The sequence below is a fragment of the Amycolatopsis sp. NPDC006131 genome (assembly GCF_040614175.1).
Classification (GTDB): domain Bacteria; phylum Actinomycetota; class Actinomycetes; order Mycobacteriales; family Pseudonocardiaceae; genus Amycolatopsis_E; species Amycolatopsis_E tucumanensis.
Genome location: NZ_JBEXTX010000033.1, coordinates 1 through 17,819, shown reverse-complemented (window position 1 = coordinate 17,819; position 17,819 = coordinate 1). Strand labels below are relative to the sequence as shown.

General features: G+C 69.3%; 17 protein-coding genes and 1 pseudogene. 13 read left to right on the top strand and 5 right to left on the bottom strand.

Annotated features, from left to right (window positions below; genetic code table 11):
- The first annotated feature begins 238 nt into the window (after positions 1 to 238).
- Both ABZ215_RS18840 and ABZ215_RS18835 read left to right on the top strand, forming a co-directional pair.
- Positions 239 to 1,546 carry a cytochrome P450 gene (locus ABZ215_RS18840; protein ID WP_354950444.1) on the top strand — a complete coding sequence of 436 codons (1,308 nt, stop codon included), beginning with the start codon at positions 239 to 241 and terminating at the stop codon, positions 1,544 to 1,546.
- A 248-nt stretch (positions 1,547 to 1,794) separates the two neighbouring features.
- Positions 1,795 to 2,081: pseudogene (locus ABZ215_RS18835) on the top strand (hypothetical protein); the annotation flags it as partial.
- A 69-nt stretch (positions 2,082 to 2,150) separates the two neighbouring features.
- Here ABZ215_RS18835 and ABZ215_RS18830 read toward each other — a convergent pair.
- From ABZ215_RS18830 to ABZ215_RS18820, 3 genes are all read right to left on the bottom strand, one after another.
- Entirely contained in the window at positions 2,151 to 3,368 is a 1,218-nt protein-coding gene (locus ABZ215_RS18830) for an FAD-dependent oxidoreductase (protein WP_354950443.1), read from the bottom strand.
- Positions 3,368 to 3,562, bottom strand: a complete 195-nt coding sequence (locus tag ABZ215_RS18825; RefSeq protein WP_354950442.1) for a ferredoxin — start codon at positions 3,560 to 3,562, stop codon at positions 3,368 to 3,370. Before ABZ215_RS18825 ends, ABZ215_RS18830 begins: the two co-directional genes overlap by 1 nt.
- Before the next feature lie 138 nt (positions 3,563 to 3,700).
- Positions 3,701 to 4,933, bottom strand: coding sequence for a LuxR C-terminal-related transcriptional regulator (locus ABZ215_RS18820; protein WP_354950441.1), 1,233 nt, complete (start codon positions 4,931 to 4,933; stop codon positions 3,701 to 3,703).
- Positions 4,934 to 5,434: 501 nt separating this feature from the next.
- On the opposite strand from ABZ215_RS18820, the gene ABZ215_RS18815 reads away from it, so the two are divergent.
- On the top strand, positions 5,435 to 6,148 hold the full coding sequence (locus ABZ215_RS18815; protein ID WP_354950440.1) for an FCD domain-containing protein: 714 nt from the start codon (positions 5,435 to 5,437) through the stop codon (positions 6,146 to 6,148).
- A 104-nt stretch (positions 6,149 to 6,252) separates the two neighbouring features.
- On the opposite strand, the gene ABZ215_RS18810 is transcribed toward ABZ215_RS18815, so the two are convergent.
- Together ABZ215_RS18810 and ABZ215_RS18805 are read right to left on the bottom strand one after the other, a co-directional pair.
- Positions 6,253 to 6,459, bottom strand: a complete 207-nt coding sequence (locus tag ABZ215_RS18810; RefSeq protein ID WP_354950439.1) for a hypothetical protein — start codon at positions 6,457 to 6,459, stop codon at positions 6,253 to 6,255.
- Positions 6,456 to 6,758: an NmrA family NAD(P)-binding protein gene (locus tag ABZ215_RS18805; protein ID WP_354950522.1), complete on the bottom strand. Its 303-nt coding sequence runs from the start codon at positions 6,756 to 6,758 to the stop codon at positions 6,456 to 6,458. Before ABZ215_RS18805 ends, ABZ215_RS18810 begins: the two co-directional genes overlap by 4 nt.
- A gap of 208 nt (positions 6,759 to 6,966) precedes the next feature.
- Between ABZ215_RS18805 and ABZ215_RS18800 the strand changes: the two genes are divergently transcribed.
- The 10 genes from ABZ215_RS18800 to ABZ215_RS18755 all read left to right on the top strand — a co-directional run bounded on the left by ABZ215_RS18800 (position 6,967) and on the right by ABZ215_RS18755 (position 17,733).
- On the top strand, positions 6,967 to 7,461 hold the full coding sequence (locus ABZ215_RS18800; RefSeq protein ID WP_354950438.1) for a hypothetical protein: 495 nt from the start codon (positions 6,967 to 6,969) through the stop codon (positions 7,459 to 7,461).
- A gap of 581 nt (positions 7,462 to 8,042) precedes the next feature.
- On the top strand, positions 8,043 to 9,137 hold the full coding sequence (locus ABZ215_RS18795) for a LuxR C-terminal-related transcriptional regulator (protein ID WP_354950437.1): 1,095 nt from the start codon (positions 8,043 to 8,045) through the stop codon (positions 9,135 to 9,137).
- Between the two features lie 121 nt (positions 9,138 to 9,258).
- Positions 9,259 to 10,584 carry a cytochrome P450 gene (locus ABZ215_RS18790; protein ID WP_354950436.1) on the top strand — a complete coding sequence of 442 codons (1,326 nt, stop codon included), beginning with the start codon at positions 9,259 to 9,261 and terminating at the stop codon, positions 10,582 to 10,584.
- Positions 10,581 to 11,789 (top strand): FAD-dependent oxidoreductase, encoded by a 1,209-nt coding sequence (locus ABZ215_RS18785; RefSeq protein WP_354950435.1) that lies wholly within the window; start codon positions 10,581 to 10,583, stop codon positions 11,787 to 11,789. Before ABZ215_RS18790 ends, ABZ215_RS18785 begins: the two co-directional genes overlap by 4 nt.
- Before the next feature lie 15 nt (positions 11,790 to 11,804).
- Complete coding sequence (locus ABZ215_RS18780; protein ID WP_354950434.1) at positions 11,805 to 12,122, top strand: 2Fe-2S iron-sulfur cluster-binding protein; 318 nt, start codon at positions 11,805 to 11,807, stop codon at positions 12,120 to 12,122.
- Between the two features lie 30 nt (positions 12,123 to 12,152).
- Entirely contained in the window at positions 12,153 to 13,265 is a 1,113-nt protein-coding gene (locus ABZ215_RS18775) for an NAD(P)-dependent alcohol dehydrogenase (RefSeq protein ID WP_354950433.1), read from the top strand.
- Positions 13,262 to 14,716, top strand: coding sequence for an aldehyde dehydrogenase (locus tag ABZ215_RS18770; RefSeq protein WP_354950432.1), 1,455 nt, complete (start codon positions 13,262 to 13,264; stop codon positions 14,714 to 14,716). Before ABZ215_RS18775 ends, ABZ215_RS18770 begins: the two co-directional genes overlap by 4 nt.
- Positions 14,717 to 14,872: 156 nt before the next feature.
- Positions 14,873 to 15,667: an enoyl-CoA hydratase-related protein gene (locus ABZ215_RS18765; RefSeq protein ID WP_354950431.1), complete on the top strand. Its 795-nt coding sequence runs from the start codon at positions 14,873 to 14,875 to the stop codon at positions 15,665 to 15,667.
- A 15-nt stretch (positions 15,668 to 15,682) separates the two neighbouring features.
- Positions 15,683 to 16,819 carry an acyl-CoA dehydrogenase family protein gene (locus ABZ215_RS18760; protein WP_354950430.1) on the top strand — a complete coding sequence of 379 codons (1,137 nt, stop codon included), beginning with the start codon at positions 15,683 to 15,685 and terminating at the stop codon, positions 16,817 to 16,819.
- A 14-nt stretch (positions 16,820 to 16,833) separates the two neighbouring features.
- Positions 16,834 to 17,733, top strand: a complete 900-nt coding sequence (locus ABZ215_RS18755) for an SDR family oxidoreductase (RefSeq protein ID WP_354950429.1) — start codon at positions 16,834 to 16,836, stop codon at positions 17,731 to 17,733.
- Positions 17,734 to 17,819 lie beyond the last annotated feature (86 nt).

The following is a 17,819-nucleotide window of genomic DNA, read 5'->3' as shown; positions in this document are numbered from 1 at the left end:
GAATTTCTCCTAACCGTTGCCGGGTCCTCCCCGGGCGGCGTCCACTGGGCACTGATGATTCACGAGCGAGATCCGGGCCACATCTTCCGAAGGGGGTGGTTTCGCCCTTCTCATCGGGAGATGCCTGCTCACTGCGACGGAAGAGGGACACAAGCCTCTCGTTGGGGAGATGGCACGACGCCCGGGGATTCCTAGGCTCGGGCAGGACACGGTCGACCGATGACCCTCAGGAGGAACGATGACCAGCGCGACCAGCGCGGAGCAGGACACCCGCGTCCCGGACGAGATAGCACGGGCAGTGGTACTGCCGGAGTCCTATGGCGACGAGAAGAACATCACCTATCCCGCGTTCGCCTGGCTGCGTAAGAACATGCCGGTCGGCCAGGCGTTTGTGGACGGCTACGACCCACTGTGGCTGATCACCAAGTTCGACGACATCATGACCGTCGAAAAGAATCACTCGCTGTTCAACGCGACGATGAACAACCCCATCCTCAACACCCAGGCGGGTGACGCTTTCCTCCGTTCGCTCACCCCGGACGGTTCGATCCGCTACCTCGACTCGCTGCCGTTCCTCGACCCGCCGGAGCACACCCAGGTCAAGGCGGCCACGAGCAACTGGTTCACCCCGAAGAACGTCGCCAGGTACGCGGACCGCATCCGGGAGATCGCGCGGGAGGACGTCGAAAACCTGCTGAGCTACGACGGCGAGTGCGACTGGGCCACCGACTTCGCGCTGTACTACCCCCTCCGGGTGATCCTGGGCCTCTTCGGTATCCCGCAGGAGGACCTGCCGCTCATGCTCAAACTCACCCAGGAATTCTTCGGCGCCAACGACCCGGACGAGAAACGCGACGACGTCGAGGCAAGCCCGGAGGCGGCGGCACGGCAGTTCCAGGCCGCGTTCGCCGACTTCTTCGCCTACTTCGACCAGTTCACCGCCGACCGGCGGGCGAACCCGCGTGACGACCTCATGTCCGTCATCGCGAACGCCAAGATCGACGGGGAGTTCCTCCCCCAGAGCACCGTCAACGGCAGCTACCTCCAGGTGGCCACCGCGGGGCACGACACGACGTCGTCGGCCATATCTGGCGTCGCTGTGGCGATGGCGGAACAGCCCGACCAGTGGCAGCGGGTGCGCGAGGACCACTCGCTGATCCCGAACATGGTCAACGAGGTCGTACGGTGGGTCTCCCCGGTCAAGCACTTCATGCGCTCGGCTTCGGAGGACACCGAGCTGCACGGGGTGCGGATCAAGAAGGGCGACCGGCTGATGCTGAACTACCCGTCCGGAAACCGCGACGAGGACTACTTCGTCGACGCGGACAGGTTCGACCTGGACCGCTCGCCGAACAAGCACCTCGGGTTCGGGTTCGGCGGCCACATGTGCATCGGCCAGCACATCGCGAAGCTGGAGATGGAGATCCTGTTCCAGGAGCTGGCGCCGAAGATCAAGACGATCGAGCTGGCCGGCGAGCCCAAGCCGATCAAGACGAACTTCGTGTCGAGCTTCAAGAGCGTGCCGGTGAGGTTCACCAAGGCGTGAGCCAAAGATGACAAATGGGCCCCGCGTTGCACTCGGGTTCTAGCGATCCCCGCAACACCCTGGATTTCAGGGTGTTGCGGGGATCGTACTGTCGGCGGAGTTCAGGGGAAGGTTCTCCGACGCGCTGGACCGGGAGAACGGCAGTCTTTCGGCCGCTGACCGCGCGCTCGGGGTGAACCGGGAAACGGACCTGCGTCGCCAGCGTACGTCGCTGCGGCCCGGTCGCGGTCGGGCCCGCCAGGACCGGGGACCGAGCCGTGCCCGGCCATTAGGACGGTGACCTGATCGTGGGCACCCGCAGCCAGAACACGATCGTGACGCTGGTCGAGCGCAACGCTCGCTACGTCATCCTCGGGCACCTGTCCGGCGGGCACACCGCCCGGCCTGCTGCGCCACTACTTCCACAAGGCGCCGACCTGTCCGTTCACGGCGCCGCAGACCCTCGAACACGGCGCCCGGCAACAAAAGCCGACCACGCAAGACGCTCGACCGGGCAACCCCGGCCGAGCGGCTGCGTGATCTACTGACGACCATATATGCCGTCAGGTGCTGCGAGGACCCCAGAATCCGCCCCCTGCGGTGCGGGCCCTCTTGTTCGCCACCATCAGGTCCTTGTCTTCTCGCGGGCGAACTCGACCGCCTCCCGCCAGCCCGCACGTGTGGCGATCATGCGCCGGAGCTTCATGATCAGGGTGGGCCGGTCGACCGTGAGCGCGCCGATCAGCCGGTCGCCCTTGCGGTACAGGGCGAGCAGCGTGCCCTCCTCCCAGCACCGGTCGACGACCTCGATCTCGTCGCCAGCCGGCTCGCCCACGAATTGGATCCGGCTGTCGTACCAGTCCGACCAGAAGTACGGAACCGTGTCGTAGGGCTTTGCCGCGCCGGGGGCAAGCGCGTTCCGCGCCGCCAGTGCGCCCTGCTCGGCGGCGCTGGTCCAGTGTTCCAGGCGGAGCCGTCCACCGAACAGCTCACTGCGCCAGTGGCAGACGTCGCCGGCGGCGTAGACGCCGGACGCCGGGGTCGCGAGCGTCGCGTCGCACAGTACGCCGCCGTCCCGGGCGTCGAGCTCGATCCCACTGTCGCGCAACCACTCCGTGGCCGGGCTCGCTCCGATCCCGACCACCACGAGATCGGCCGGAATCCGCGTGCCGTCGGTGAGCACGACACCGCGGACCACCTCGTCGCCCTCGATGCTCGCCACCCCCACGCCCAGGCGGAGATCCGTGCCCGCCCGGAGGTGGAGCTCGGCAAGCAACTTGCCCATCTCGGGTCCGACCGAGCGGGTCAACGGCACCGGGGCGGCCTCCACGACGGTGACGGCGAGCCCGCGGGCACGGGCCGAAGACGCCACCTCGGAGCCGATGAAGCCCGCGCCGATCACGACCGTGCGGGCACCGGAATCCAGTGCCCCCCGTACCGCCAGGGCGTCGTCGAGTGTGCGGAGCGTATGGACACCGCCGAGGTACGGGGCGTCCGGCAGCATCCGTGCCGTCGCTCCGGTCGCGATGACCACGGCGTCGAACCGGATTTCGTCGCCGCCCACGAGTACCGTTCGGCGGCCGGCGTCCAGCCCCGTGGCGGATCTGCCGAGCCGGAGATCCACGCCGAGTTCGTCGCGCAGGACACGCTCCTCCCGAAAGATCACGTCACCGGGATCGGCGGCCCCGAGGAACTGCTTCGACAGGGGCGGACGGTCGTAGGGAAGGTGTTCTTCGGCGCCGATGAGGGTGATCCTGCCGGTATAGCCCGACTTGCGCGCCGCTTCGACCGCGCGCAACCCGGCGAGGGACGCCCCGACGACAACCAGGCCATCGTCAGCCATCATTCCTCTTCGATGGACAGCGCTTCGGTCGGGCAGCCCTCGACCGCTTCGCGCGCGGCATCGCACAGGCCGCCGTCCGGCCGGTCGTTGAGGATGACGAGCGAACCGTCCTGTTGAACCTCGAACAGATCCGGCGCCAGCGACTCGCAGATGCCCAGCGCGGTGCACTTGTTCCGGTCGACAGTGATCTTCATGGCGGAATCTCCACTACCTCGGGGAAGTCGGGCCGCCCACACGGGGCGATCCGTCTCCACGGTAGGAGCCGGAGCCCTTTGGATCATCGCTCGCCGGTGGTGTTTCCTCTCTCTCGACCGGAAGATGCCCGCCGCGAACTACGCCTTCCGCATCAGCCGGTAGTAACGGGACACAGCTTCGGCCCGGTTCGCCGCGCCCAGCTTGCGCAGGATGTGCTTGGCGTGCGTCTTGACCGTCCCTTCCGAGACGAAGAGCCTGGAGGCGATCTGCGCGTTCGTCTCACCGAGGGCCATGTGCCGCAGCACCTCGACTTCCCGGCGCGTCAGGCTCGGGGCGCCATAGGCGTTCTGGTCAGTGCGCGGCTCCGGGTGGAGCACATCCTGCACCGGCTCCTCCGCGGCAGGTACGGGTGCGAGCTCGTCGAACCGTGGTGACATCTCCGCATCGCTGTCGACGAAGGAGTCGATGAGCTCGTTGACACTGCGGTGGTGTTGGTCCAGCTGCCTGCGCAGCCCTCGCAGGCGCTCCTGGAACAGGGTGCGCTCGATCGCGAAGCCGAGTCCCTCCGCAACCGCCCCGATCACGTCCCGGTCGGCCTCGTCCACGGTCCCGGTCTCCACGTTCTGGTCCGCGTGGACCAGGCTGACGACCTTGCCCGACACCATCACCGGCGCCGAAACGTAGGCGTGGCAGTCGATCAGGGATCGGAGCTGCGGGTGCACCCGGGGATTGTCCTTGGCCTCGTGCACGAGGATCGGGGTGCGCCGCCGCACCATCTCGGTCTCGACCATGGCGCCGGCCAACGTGCCCGGGTGCTCGTTGCCGACCCGGATCATGTCCTGCGCCAGGTCAGGCGCACCGATCACCGCCGCGGTACGCGCCGTCCATCTGCCTTCCTCGACACGGGACACCAGCACCCTGCCCAGACCGAGGCGGTTCACCTCCGCCGGTACGCGATCGAGAAGCTCCGCCACGGTGGAACACGCGCGAATGTTGTGCAGAAAGGCGGAGATCCCGAAAACCCGGTGGTCCCGCTGCGCCGACGCCGTGTTCCGCACCGAGGACCGCAGGACACCCAGCTGCAACAGGACCGCGGCGATGCGAGCCGTGTCGGTGTCCCGGTGGCCGCTGGTCCACCGCGACCAGCCGTGGGCGAGCGCGTGCTGTGCCGCTCCCATCGCCCCATCGAGGGTCGCGGGTGTCCGGTCGGAAACCTTGCTGTAGGACACGGAGTCATCGAGCACACGCTCCACTGTCGACAGCAGGTTCAGGACCCGCTCGACTTCGAGCTCGGTCCGCGCGGCCGCCGCGAACGCGGCTTGCCGGTCCGAGACGGGCTCGCGAGCTTCCTCCCACCGATTCTGGACCACTTTGTCCGTCCTCTTTCTCACGCTCGGTCTCACGGCGACGTTCGTCACACGTTACGACAACTGGCGGAAGATGTCTGCCTTCGAACAGGTCCGGTCCAATTTCGTTCGCCTCACACCGACGGCACGCGCGTACACGGCGCGGTCGACCCGTGCCGAACCCGATCCCGGTCGTCCGACCGGTCGCCCCTCACCGGCCGTCCTGTCGAGCCCGTCGAGGCAGGACCGTCCGGCAGCCCTTGCGAAGATCGTCGGCGAACGTGGCCACGGGCGAACGTCACCCACCTTCGCGGTCGCTGGCTCTCCATGCTCCAAGCGTCCTTCCCGCGCCGTTCGCACTGCCCGCCGATCGTAGTGATTCTCGACATAGATCTCAAGCAAAGCCACAGGCGGCCAGACCGCCGCGGGAGCAAAACCGCAGTTTCGGGCCACGCGGCGGCCGCGCTCTCCACCGCAATTGTGTTATCATGATTCGGCGCGATCGAGCTTCGAGAGAGGTGCATCGTGACATCCAGCGCCGCATCCAGTGGCCGAACGCCCGGGCGAAGGTCACGGTCGCAGCAGGTCGCCGCCGAACTCGAGTCGCAGATACTCAGCGAACGGCTGCCCCCTGGAACTCGGCTGGCCCTGCGCACCGAGCTCATCACACGGTTCTCCGCCAGCGCACCGGTGATCAACGAGGCGCTGCGGATCCTGCGCGAGCGCGACCTCGTCACCGTGAAACCCGGCCCGAAGGGTGGTGTGTTCGTCGCCAATCCACCGCCGCAGGTCAGGCTCGGCGGGATCGACTTGTGGTTCCAGGGCCTGAGCGTGGAGCCCGAACAGCTCTTCGAAGCGCGCCGCTACCTGGACCAGGTGTTCGCGACGGTCGCGTTGCAGCGAGCGACACCGGAGGACGTCCGGGCTATGGAATGGTCACTCGACGAAATGCGGTCGGCGGAACACGACCCTCGCTCCTGGCTCGGCGCCACGATGCGCCTGCACCTGAACATCGCCCGGGCCTCGCGCATCGAGGTCCTCGTCGGGCTCTACCAGACCATCGTGACCACCCTGACCGCGACGATGACCAAGGCCGATTTCGTCGCCGGGCTCGACGAACGCCGGCGCCACAACTTCGAGCTGCACGCCGGCATCGTCACCGCCATCCGCGAGCGCGACACCCTCACCCTGGAGAAGCTGATGGCGTTGCACGAAAACGACATGGTTCGAGTCGCCTGATTTCTCGGTCGCCCCCACACCTTCGCTGGGGTAGCGCGACCCGGCGTCGATCCTGCTCTCCGGGATCGAAGCGGGCTCGCCCCCTGCGCGAGCCCGCCCGAAGGTCACCCGAGTTCGCGGCGGGCGTAGCCGGCGAAGGTGGTCGGTTCGCGGCCGAGCAGCCAGCGCAGCACGTTCGGGTTGCCGAGGATTCCGTAGCGGTCGTACTGGTTGATCAGCCGGGTGAAGCCGTCGATCGTGTAGTCGGGCGCGTCCGCCGGCAGCACGGCCTCGATGGGCACCTGTTCGGCGTGCACCGGGGCGCCGCTCACGCTGGTGAGAGTTTCGGCCACATCGTGGCCGGTGAGGATGTCGGCGGCACACGGTTCGAGGTCGCCCACCGGTGCTCCCGCGGCGCGGCCAGAACGGTGGCGACGACGGCGCCCACGTCCGCGAGATCGACGAACGACAGTGGCCTGTCCAGCGAGTAGGGCTGCCGGAACCGGCCGCTCTCCACGCACTCCCGCACGTTCACGTTCTGCATGTAGTGCATGGGCTGCAGAATCGTGAACGGCAACCGCGAGGCCAGCAGGTGCCGCTCGACCGCGAGCTTGGCCTGGTGGTTGAGCAGCGGTTCCAGCTGCGGATGGGTGACCGAGCGGCCGCGTCGATGACATTCTGGCCCATGGTGATCTCGCGTGGGTCCATCGGCGGTCCGATGGACGACCGCGTCGCACCCCTCGACCGCGGCCGGTAGTGCTCGCCAAGGCCGCCCGAAACCCCTACGTCACACACCAGGACGAGTTCTCCACCTCGACGGGGTCCCGATCATCCCGCCGATGCGGCCGGCGACCGGGCGGGCGACCTGGGCGACCGTGATGTCACCGGACTCGGCGGACTGGGCCGGGCAGCGAGGGTACAAGCTGTGCACCGCCTTCTTGCCGACCCCGGCGGCCGCCGGACACACCGTCGACCCGACCATGCTGGGCCTGCGGCGGCGGGTGTTCGTCGCCGCCTCCGACGCCGAAGCGCGGGAGAAGTACGAGGCGAGCGGGGACAAATTCGCCGCCTTCGCCGGCCGGCAGCCCCAGAACCTGGACAGCGAAATCCGCAGCAGGGTCATGCATCCCGACGACTTCGCCATCGGATCACCCTCGACCGTGGCCGAAAAACTGATCGAGCAGTGCCGCGCCGGAGGGTACGGCGCGGTGATCGCCTTCACCGACTTCGCCCAGTTCACCCACGAGGACCTGGTGCGCTCACACGAACTACTCGGCCGCGAGGTCGCGCCACTGCTGCGAGCGGCCGAGGTCGGCCCGGGCGCCACGGTATGACCGACGAGGAGAACCCCACGATGACCGCGACACAAGCCCACGATCGATCCCGCCCTGCCAGCCCTCCCGGAACCGGTCCGCGGACCGGTCTCGGACTCCCCCGCCGCGGCACTCGCCGTCGCCGACCACGCCGGAGCGAGCGGTGACTCACTCGCCGACCTCGCCCGCACCGCTTTCGCCCATGGCAACCAGCAGGCCACGTTGGCGCTCGCCCTCGTCACCGCAGCCGGCGCAGCGGCGGCACTGGCTGCTCCCGGCCCCAGCCGGAAGCAGCGCCGCTCCTGAAGCCGGACATCACCGGGAGGCGCACGACTCCCCAGGCCGGGGCCACGCCTGGCGAGCGCGTGTTCCCCGGACGGATCATTCCGCGTCGCGTGCGTGACCGTGCCGCACCGGGCGCGGGCATCCGTTCCACTCCCTCAAGGGGTATTCCTCTGCCCCTTTGGGGAGGAATACCGCGACCCGGGTGTCAGCCAGGCCACGGGGAGGCGACAATCGGCCGAACAGAGCAGGATGCCGCCCCCTGGGAGACGAGCGAGGAGACGGCTGTGAACAACGGTGTTCCGTCGAGTCCCGTCCGCATGACCCTCGAGCCGGCCGAGGAGGTGCTGCGCCGCGCACGGGAGATCCTGCGCGTGGTGGCGAAGGTGACCGGCGAAGCGGATCTCGCCGGGCACACCCTGACCCGCGATCTGCCCTCCACCGAAGCCGGGCTGCGGGCCGCGGAACAGGTGGTCATCCGGGACCTGGTGGCGGGCGGCGGCACCGACCCGGCGCGGCTCGCCGCGCTGCTGACCCAGCTCGGGGGCACTCTGGCCTCGGTACGGGACAGCAGGCTCGCGGTGCGGACCGCGGCCATGGCCGACCTGCACCACAGCCTCGCCAGGCTGCGAGCGACGACCTCGCTGCAGGAACTCGCCCAGCGGGTGCCGGCCGAGCTGAACCGCCTCGGGTACCGGCGCGCGTTGTTCTCCCGCCTGTCCGGGCCGGCGTGGAGCCCGCGCTCGGCCTACACGCACGACGACCCGCAACTGGCCGAGGATCTCGTGCGCATCGGGACCGCCATCCCTGGGCAGATCGGCCGTGAACTGCCGGAGACCGAGGTGGTGCGCACCCGCACCCCGGTCCTGGTGGACGACGCCCAGCACAATCCACGGGTGCACCACCGGCTGATCAACCTGGCCCGCACGCTGGACTACGTCGTCGCCCCCCTCGTGACGCGGGGCGAGGTGGTCGGGCTGGTGCACGCGGACCAGCACGTGGAGCACGACCACGTCGACGAGTTCGACCTGCGCCTGCTCGGTCTGTTCGCCGAGGGGCTGGGATGCGTGTTCGAGCGGGTCGTGTTCGCCGAGCAGCTGCGGTTGATGCGGGAGCGGATGCGTGAGGTCGACGACCTGCTCGACGGGTACCCGGTCACGCCTCAGCCGGAGCGGTCACGCCCGGCGGATCCGCTCGAGCAGTACGAGGGACCCTTCGCCGAGCTGACGCGCCGGGAACTGGACGTCTTGCGGCACCTCGTGCTCGGCGAGAGCAACAGCCAGATCGCCGCCGAGCTGTTCATCTCCCCCGGCACCGTGAAGACCCACGTCAAGAACGTGCTGCGCAAGCTCGGCGCCGCCAACCGCGCCGAGGCGACCGCGCGCTACCACGAGCTGATGCAGCGGCACCGGTAGACGCGAACCAGGGGGAGAACCGGGGAGAGAAAACTCTTCCTCCGGGGTGATGCACGACACGTCCCGTTGGCCCAAAGATTGGACCGAACGTGCAACGCTGCCGTCTTCCCTGGAGGGATACATGACCACCACGCCCGAGCTGTCCACCCGCCCGATCCCGGACGAGATCGCCAGGCAGGTCGTCCTGCCGGAGGGTCACCGACACGACGGGCCGCTGTTCGAGGCCTACCGGTGGCTGCGGGAGAATAACCCGCTGGGCCAGGTGAAGGTCGAGGGTTACGACCCGGTCTGGCTGGTGACCAAACACGCCGACATCATGGAAATCGAGCGCCAGCCGCACGTGTTCACCAGCGGCGGCGGTGACGAGCCCGGTTCGCACAACCCGATCCTGCAGAACCAGGCCGGGGACGCCTTCACCAAGCAGCTCACCGGCGGCAGTCTGCGCATCCTGGACACGCTGACCTACCTGGACCCGCCCGAGCACACCGAGATCAAGGACATCGCCAACAACTGGTTCCGCCCCGCGAACCTGAAGAAGTGGGAGGACCGGATCCGGACCCTGGCGAAGGAGGCGATCGCCAAGTACCTCCACAGCGGCGCCAACGACATCGACTTCGTCCAGGAGTTCGCGCTCTACTACCCCCTGCACGTGATCATGAGCCTGTTCGGTGTGCCCGAAGAGGACGAGCCGCGAATGATGACGCTGACGCAGGAGTTCTTCGGCACCGCCGACCCGGACGCCCAGCGCGCGGACGTCGAGCCGCTCACCCCGGAGGCCGCCGCGAAGCAGTGGTCGGCCGCGATCGCCGACTTCTACGCCTACTTCGACAAGCTGGTCGAGGACCGGCGTGCGAATCCGCGCGACGACCTGGCGACGATCATCGCGCAGGCGAAGGACGGCAACGGTGAGTACTACCGCAAGGAGTTCGCCTACGGCTGGTTCATCGCGATCGCGACGGCCGGCCACGACACGACGTCCAGCACGATGGCCGGCACCATCGAGGCGCTGGCCCAGTTCCCCGATCAGCTCGCCAAGGTCCAGCAGAACTCCGCCCTGATCCCGGACCTGGTGAACGAGGGCCTGCGGTGGGTGTCGCCGGTCAAGCAGTTCACCCGGCAGGCCACCCAGGACTACGTGCTGCGCGGGCAGCAGATCCGCACCGGCGACCGGTTCATGCTGCTGTACCAGTCGGCCAACCGCGACGCCGACGTCTTCGACGAGCCGGACACCTTCCGCCTGGACCGCAAACCCAACAAGCACATCGCCTTCGGCTACGGCCCGCACATGTGCATCGGCCAGCACCTGGCCAAGCTCGAGCTGCGGATCATGTTCGAGGAGCTGCTGCCGCTGATCAAGAGCGTCCAGGTGACCGGCGAGCGCAAGTCGGTGGTGACCAACTTCGTCGGGGGGCTCAAGAAGCTGCCCGTGCGCCTGGAGCTGACGTGAGCCGCGTCCTGATCGTCGGCGCCGGTCACGCCGGCGCCACCCTGGCCGGCCTGCTGCGTCAGGCCGGCCACCGGGGGCCGATCGAACTCTTCGGCGACGAGCTGGACCTGCCCTACCACCGGCCGCCGCTGTCGAAGAAGTTCGCCGAGGGCGAGCTCGAACAATGGCTGCGGCCGGCGGAGTTCTACCGGGAGCAGGACATCACGGTCCGGCTCGGTGAGCACGTCGTGACGATCGACGGGGACGGCCGCCGGGTGCGGACCGCCTCGGGCGAGTTCCACAACTACGACCACCTCGTCCTGGCGACCGGGGCCGAGCCACGGGCCCTGCCGGTGCCCGGCGCGGACCTCGCCGGCGTCGTGTCGCTGCGGACGCTGGCCGACGCCCGGGTGTTGCGCAAATGCCTCGAAGAGCGGCTCGGGCTGGCCGTCGTCGGCGGCGGTTACATCGGACTGGAGGTCGCCGCGGTCGCCCGGTCCCGCGGGGTCGACGTGACGGTCGTCGAACGGGAGGAGCGGGTGCTCGCCCGCGTCGCCAGCCCGCGGCTGTCGGAGATCCTCGCCGCACACCACCGGCGGCAGGGCACGCGGATCATCACCGGAGCCGAGGTCACCCGGATCGACGGAGCCGACGGGCGGGTCCGGGCGGTCGTCCTCGGTGACGGCACGGAGATCCCGTGCGAGGCGGTGCTGGTCGGCGTCGGCGCGGTGCCACGCGACCGGCTGGCCGCCGACGCGGGACTGCTGTGCGCGCAGGGTGTCGTCGTCGACGAACACGCCCGCACCAGCGACCCGCGCATCCTGGCGATCGGGGACGTCACCCGGCGGCCGCTGGGCACGGGCGCGCTGGTGCGCCTGGAAAGCATCCCGAGCGCGACCGAGCAGGCCAAGCAGGCCGTCGCCACCATCACCGGGGCGCCGCCGGTCGCCGCCGAGGTGCCCTGGTTCTGGTCCGACCAGTTCGACCTCAAGCTCAAGATCGCCGGGCTCGTCCCGGCCACCCCGCACACGGTCGTCCGCGGGGATCCCGCCACCGGCCGCTTCGCCCTGTTCCACCACCACGGCGGCATGGTCACCGCCGTCGAATCGGCCAACTCCCCCGCCGAGTTCATGGCGGGCAAGAAGTTCATCGCGTCCCGCACCCGGATCGACCCGGCAAGGCTGGCCGACGGGGCGGTCCCGTTGCGCGACGCCATCGTCCACTAACTACGGAGCACCACCATGCCCAAGGTCACCTACGAGCTGCCCGACGGAACCACACACGCGCTCGACGTCCCGAGTGGACAGAGCGTGATGGACGGCTCCGTGCGCAACAACCTGCCCGGCATCGTCGCCGAATGCGGCGGCAGCTGCTCGTGCGCCACCTGCCACGTGTTCGTCGAGGAGGGCGCGTCCTGCTTCGACGAACCCACCGACGAAGAGCGCGAGCTCCTCGAATACGCCGAGGGCGCGCGGCCGAACTCGCGCCTCTCCTGCCAGCTGGTCCTCACCGACGTCTGCGAGCACGTGCGCGTCACGGTCCCCGACACCAACGGCTGAGCCCCCTCTCCCCGGACAAAGGAGTTCGACATGGACATCACCGCCGCGGTGGCCACCGAGATCGGTGGCTCGTTCACCCTGCAACAGCTGACCCTGGCCGATCCCCGGCCCGACGAAGTCGTGGTGGAGATCGCCGGCGTCGGGCTGTGCCACACCGACCTCGCCGCCAAGGACGGCCACCTCCCGTTCCCGCTGCCCGGTGTCTTCGGCCACGAAGGCAGCGGCGTCGTGACGGCGGTGGGCAGCGCCGTCACCAAGGTCGGCGTGGGCGACAAGGTGGTGCTCAGCTTCGACAGCTGCGGCGACTGCCGCGAGTGCCGCCGCAACGAGCCCGCCTACTGCCAGAACTTCATGGCGTACAACTTCGGCGGCGCCCGCCAGGACGGCAGCAGCCCGCTCAGCCGCGACGGCGAGCCGGTCGGGTCGGCGTTCTTCGGCCAGTCCTCCTTCGCCACGCACGCCCTGGCCCGGGAGCGCAACGTGGTGAAAGTGCCCGACGACGCACCGCTGGCGGTGCTCGGCCCGCTCGGCTGCGGGGTCCAAACGGGCGCGGGTGCGGTGCTCAACTCCCTGGACTGCCGGCCCGGCTCGTCACTGCTCGTGCTGGGCGGCGGTTCCGTCGGGCTGTCGGCGGTGCTGGCCGGCGTGGTCCGGGAGCTGAGCCGCATCATCGTCGTCGAGCCGCACGCCGGACGACGGGACCTCGCGCTGTCCCTGGGCGCCACCGACGTGATCGACCCCGCGGCCGGCCCGCTGCCCGAGCAGGTGCGGGCGATCGTCCCCGACGGCGCGGACCACGCGATCGACACCACCGGGATCGCCGACGTCCTCCAGCAGGCCATGCTGGCGCTGGCCCACCGCGCCAAGGTCGGCATCATCGGGGTGCCCTCCGACCCCGAGGCCGCGCTCGCCCTGAACCTCATCCAGGCGCAGGTGCTGGGCGTGCGGGTGATGGGCATCGTCGAGGGCGACAGCGATCCCGACGTGTTCGTTCCCGAACTGCTCGAGCTGCACCGGACCGGGCGGTTCCCGTTCGACAAGCTCGTCACCACCATGCCGTTCGCCCAGATCAACGAGGCCGTCGCCGCCCAGCACCGGGGCGACGCGGTCAAGATCGTGCTCGTCCCCGAGGAGTCCCGATGACCATCGACTACGACCGCCTCTACCTGGCCGGACAGTGGACCGCGCCCGCTACGCGGGGACGCATCGACGTGCACTCGGCGAGCACCGAGGAGCTGCTCGGCAGCGTGCCCGAAGGCGCGGAGGCGGATGTCGACGCGGCGGTCGCCGCCGCGCGCCGCGCCTTCGACGACCCCGCCGGCTGGTCCCGCTGGGATCCGCAACAACGCGCCGAGGTGCTCGAACGGTTCGCCGTGGCCCTGGAGAAGCGCGCGGCGGAGACCGCCCGGCGGGTGACGATCCAGAACGGCATGCCGATCTCCCTGGCGCAGCAGTTCGAAGGCGGGTTCCCGCCGGTGCTGCTGCGCTACTTCGCCGGCCTGGTCACGGGGAACCCGCAGGAAGAGACCCGGCCGGGCATGCTCGGCGGCAGCTCACGGGTGATCCGGGAGCCGATCGGGGTCGTCGCCGCCATCGTGCCGTGGAACGTCCCGCAGGCGATCACCTTCCTCAAGCTGGCGCCCGCGCTGGCCGCGGGATGCACGGTGGTGCTCAAGCCCGCGCCGGAGACGGTGCTCGACGCGATGCTGATGGCCGAGGCCGCCGCGGAGGCCGGACTGCCCGAGGGCGTGCTGAGCGTCATCCCGGGCGGGCGCGAGCTGGGCGCGTACCTCATCGGGCACCCGGGTGTGGACAAGGTGTCGTTCACCGGGTCCACCGCGGCGGGACGGTCGATCGCCGAGACCTGCGGGCGGTTGCTGCGGCCGGTGACGCTGGAACTGGGCGGGAAGTCGGCCGCGATCGTCCTGGACGACGCCAGGTTGTCCGAGACCATCGAGAGCTTCTTCGCCGCCACGCTGCTGAACAACGGCCAGATCTGCTGGCTGGGCACCCGGGTGCTGGCCCCGCGGGCGCGCTACGGGGAAGTCGTGGACACCATCACCGACCTGGCCCGCTCGCTCGCCGTCGGCGATCCGCTGGACGAGGGCACCCAGGTCGGGCCGCTCGTGTCCGCCCGCCAGCGGGACCGGGTCGAGTCCTACATCGCCAAGGGCCTGGGTGAGGGCGCGCGCCTGACGGCGGGTGGCGGGCGGCCATCCGGGCTCGACCGCGGCTGGTTCGTGGAACCGACGGTGTTCGCCGACGTGGACAACCAGCACACCATCGCGCAGGAGGAGATCTTCGGGCCGGTGCTGTCGGTGATCCCGTACGGGGACGAGGACGAGGCCGTCGCGATCGCCAACGCGAGCGAGTACGGGCTCGGCGGCACCGTGTGGACGGCGGATCCGGACCGCGGCGAAGCCGTGGCCCGGCGGGTGGCGTCGGGAACGATCGGTATCAACGCCTACGCCAACGATCCGACCGCGCCCTTCGGCGGCATCAAGTCCAGCGGCATCGGCCGCGAGCTCGGCCCCGAGGGCCTGCACTCCTACCAGGTCTCCAAGACCATCTACCTGGACTCCACGAAGGGGTAGGCAGGCTCCCCACAAAGGGGTAAATCCCGCTTCCCCGCACCGTCCACGGCGGCGGCACCCTTGATAACGCTCGTTCACACCCCTACATTCGGGGCAGCAGCGGGCGCCCAGGGTGCCGCCGCAGTTCTTCTTCGATGACGAAAGGATCTCGGGTCCATGGACGACTTCACCGACATCACGTACAAGGTCGACAACGGCCTCGCGTGGATCACGATCAACCGGCCCGAGCGGTACAACTCCTTCCGCGCGCGGACCGTCGACGAGCTGGTCAAGGCGTTCAAGCAGGCCTGGAACAGCAACGAGGTCGGCGTCATCTGCCTGACCGGCGCCGGCGAGAAGGCGTTCTGCACCGGTGGTGACCAGAAACAGCGTGCCGAAACCGGCGACTACGGCCCATCGGACTCCGGCCTGTTCGAGATCGACGCGCTGCACCACGTCATCCGCGACGTGCCCAAGCCGGTGATCGCGGCGGTGAACGGCTTCGCCATCGGCGGCGGGCACGTGCTGCACGTGCTGTGCGATCTCACCATCGCCGCGGACACCGCGGTTTTCGGCCAGAACGGGCCGCGCGTGGGCTCGTTCGACGCCGGGTTCGGCACCGGCTACCTCGCCCGCATCCTCGGCGAGAAGCGGGCGCGCGAGGTCTGGTTCCTGTGCCGCCGCTACACCGCCGCGCAGATGGAGAACTGGGGCCTGGTCAACAAGGTCGTCCCCGCGGCCGACCTGCACGCCGAGGTGCGGGCGTGGGCCGACGAGATCCTGGCCCTGTCCCCCACCGCACTGAAGGTGCTCAAGCAGTCGTTCAACACCGACACCGAGCAGTTCGCCAGTGTCGGGCAGATGGCGTACTCGCACCTGAAGATCTTCGGCGAGTCCGCGGAGGCGCAGGAGGGCATCAAGGCGTTCAACGAGAAGCGGAAGCCGGACTTCTCCGCCTTCCGCGGCAACTGATAACGGTCGTTCACAATGCGGTTCACCCAAGAACAAGAGGAGTTCGCCGCCGCGGTGCGCGCGTTCTGCGACCGCGAGTGCCGCACACTCGCGCAGCGGGACGCGCTCACCGAGGGCGGCACCCTCGCCAACAGCCCGGAAATCCTGCGCAAGCTGGCCGCGCACGGCTGGCTCGGGGTGTCGATCCCCGAGGTCTACGGCGGGGCCGGGGCGGGCATGGTCGAGGAGTGCCTGTTCCTCGAGGAGACCTCACGCGGCCTGGCGCCGATCACGGCGTACTCGACCGGTCTGACCGCGGCGCAGACGTACCTGCGCTACGGCACGGAGGAGCAGAAGAAGGAGATCCTCGGCGGCCTGTGCGCGGGCGAGGTCGAGGCGATCGCGCTGTCCGAACCGGGCGCGGGCTCGGACCTGGGCTCGGTGCGCATCAAGGCGGCTCTCGACGGCGACCACTACGTGGTCAACGGCCAGAAGACGTGGACGTCGGCCGCGCACATCGCCAAGCACATCCTGCTGCTGGCCCGCACCGACTCGAGCGGGCCGAAGCACCAGGGGCTGACGCTGCTGATCGTGCCCACCGACGTGCCGGGCCTGGAGATCCGCGGCATCCAGACGATGGAGCCGCGGACGGTCAACGACCTGTTCTTCACCGATGTGCGGGTCCCGGTCTCTAGCGTCGTGGGCGAGGCGGGACAGGCGTGGAAACACCTGATGCGCGGCCTTTCCGTCGAGCGGCTCATCATCGCGACCATGTCGCTGGGCGCGGCGGAGCGGTCGCTGGACGACGTGCTCGCCTATGTCAAGGAGCGGGAACAGTTCGGCCGCCCGATCGGCAGCTTCCAGGCCATCCGGCATCGCATCGCCGACCTGGCCACCGAAATCGCCTACGCGAAGGCGTTCGTCTACGACGTCGCCGCGCGGATCGACGCCGGCGAGGAGGACCAGCTGGCGCGGGAAGGGTCGATGGCGAAGCTCAAGTGCACCGAGATCGCCAAGAACACTGCCCTGGAGGCGATGCAGATGATGGGCGGCTACGGCTACGCCCGCGAGTACGGCATGGAGGGCCAGGTGCGCAAGGCGCTGGCGCCGCCGATCTACGGGGGCACCAACGAAATCCAGCGCGAGATCATCAGCAAGAGCTTCGGTCTGTAGGAGAGGGACATCGCATGGCATCGACGAGGAAGTCCGTGTTCGCCCCCGATCTGCTGGAGGGCAAGCGGGTCCTGATCACCGGTGGCGGTACCGGTCTCGGCCGTGGTGTCGCCCGCCACCTCGCCGACCACGGGGCGCAGGTGCACCTGTGGGGCCGGCGGGAGTCGGTGCTGGCGGAGGCCGCCGCCGAGGCCGGCAAGCCGGGCGCGGTGCACTACCAGACCGTGGACGTGCGCAAGGCCGACCTGGTCGACGCGGCGATGGACGAAATCTGGTCCGCGCACGGCCCGCTGACGGGCGTGATCAACAACGCCGCGGCCAACTTCATCGCGCCGACGAAGACGCTGAGCGCGCGTGGCTTCGAGGCGGTCAGTTCGACGGTGATGAACGGGTCGTTCAACACCACGCACGCCGCGGGCCGGCGTTGGATCGAGCAAGGCCTGCCGGGGGTGGTGCTGTCGACGCTGACGACGTGGGTGTGGAGCGGTTCGGCGTTCGTGGTGCCCTCGGCGATGGCCAAGGCGGCGGTGCACGCGATGACCATGTCGCTGGCCGTCGAATGGGCCAAATACGGAATCCGGCTCAACGCCCTGGCCCCGGGGCCCATCCCGACGGACTACGCGTGGGAGATGCTGAACCCGACGGACAAGAGCGCGGTGGGCGCGACGCAGGCGGACCAGGTGCCGATGGGCCGCATGGGCACGGTCGAGGAGCTGGCGAACCTGACGATCTTCCTGCTGTCCGACGCCTGCGACTACCTGACCGGCGAAACGATCGCGATGGACGGAGGGCAGCGGCTGGCGGGCCCCGGCACGTTCGCCGGACTGACGTCGCTGTCCGACGAGGACTGGGCGGAGATCCGGGAGAAGAGCCAGGCGGCGAGCGCGGCGGCGAAGGCGCAGCGGACCGTCTGATCGGTACGGAAACAGGGGGCCACCTCGGCGACAACATCTCGAACATCGCCACCACCGCCTACAACCCGTACCGCGCCGAGATCGAC

Excerpts from the sequence above, each read along its gene's own strand:
- ABZ215_RS18840 (WP_354950444.1), top strand. The coding sequence starts at position 239 with ATGACCAGCGCGACCAGCGCGGAGCAGGACACCCGCGTCCCGGACGAG.
- ABZ215_RS18830 (WP_354950443.1), bottom strand. The coding sequence starts at position 3,368 with ATGGCTGACGATGGCCTGGTTGTCGTCGGGGCGTCCCTCGCCGGGTTG.
- ABZ215_RS18825 (WP_354950442.1), bottom strand. The coding sequence starts at position 3,562 with ATGAAGATCACTGTCGACCGGAACAAGTGCACCGCGCTGGGCATCTGC.
- ABZ215_RS18800 (WP_354950438.1), top strand. The coding sequence starts at position 6,967 with ATGCGGCCGGCGACCGGGCGGGCGACCTGGGCGACCGTGATGTCACCG.
- ABZ215_RS18795 (WP_354950437.1), top strand. The coding sequence starts at position 8,043 with ATGACCCTCGAGCCGGCCGAGGAGGTGCTGCGCCGCGCACGGGAGATC.
- ABZ215_RS18790 (WP_354950436.1), top strand. The coding sequence starts at position 9,259 with ATGACCACCACGCCCGAGCTGTCCACCCGCCCGATCCCGGACGAGATC.
- ABZ215_RS18780 (WP_354950434.1), top strand. The coding sequence starts at position 11,805 with ATGCCCAAGGTCACCTACGAGCTGCCCGACGGAACCACACACGCGCTC.
- ABZ215_RS18775 (WP_354950433.1), top strand. The coding sequence starts at position 12,153 with ATGGACATCACCGCCGCGGTGGCCACCGAGATCGGTGGCTCGTTCACC.
- ABZ215_RS18770 (WP_354950432.1), top strand. The coding sequence starts at position 13,262 with ATGACCATCGACTACGACCGCCTCTACCTGGCCGGACAGTGGACCGCG.
- ABZ215_RS18765 (WP_354950431.1), top strand. The coding sequence starts at position 14,873 with ATGGACGACTTCACCGACATCACGTACAAGGTCGACAACGGCCTCGCG.
- ABZ215_RS18760 (WP_354950430.1), top strand. The coding sequence starts at position 15,683 with ATGCGGTTCACCCAAGAACAAGAGGAGTTCGCCGCCGCGGTGCGCGCG.
- ABZ215_RS18755 (WP_354950429.1), top strand. The coding sequence starts at position 16,834 with ATGGCATCGACGAGGAAGTCCGTGTTCGCCCCCGATCTGCTGGAGGGC.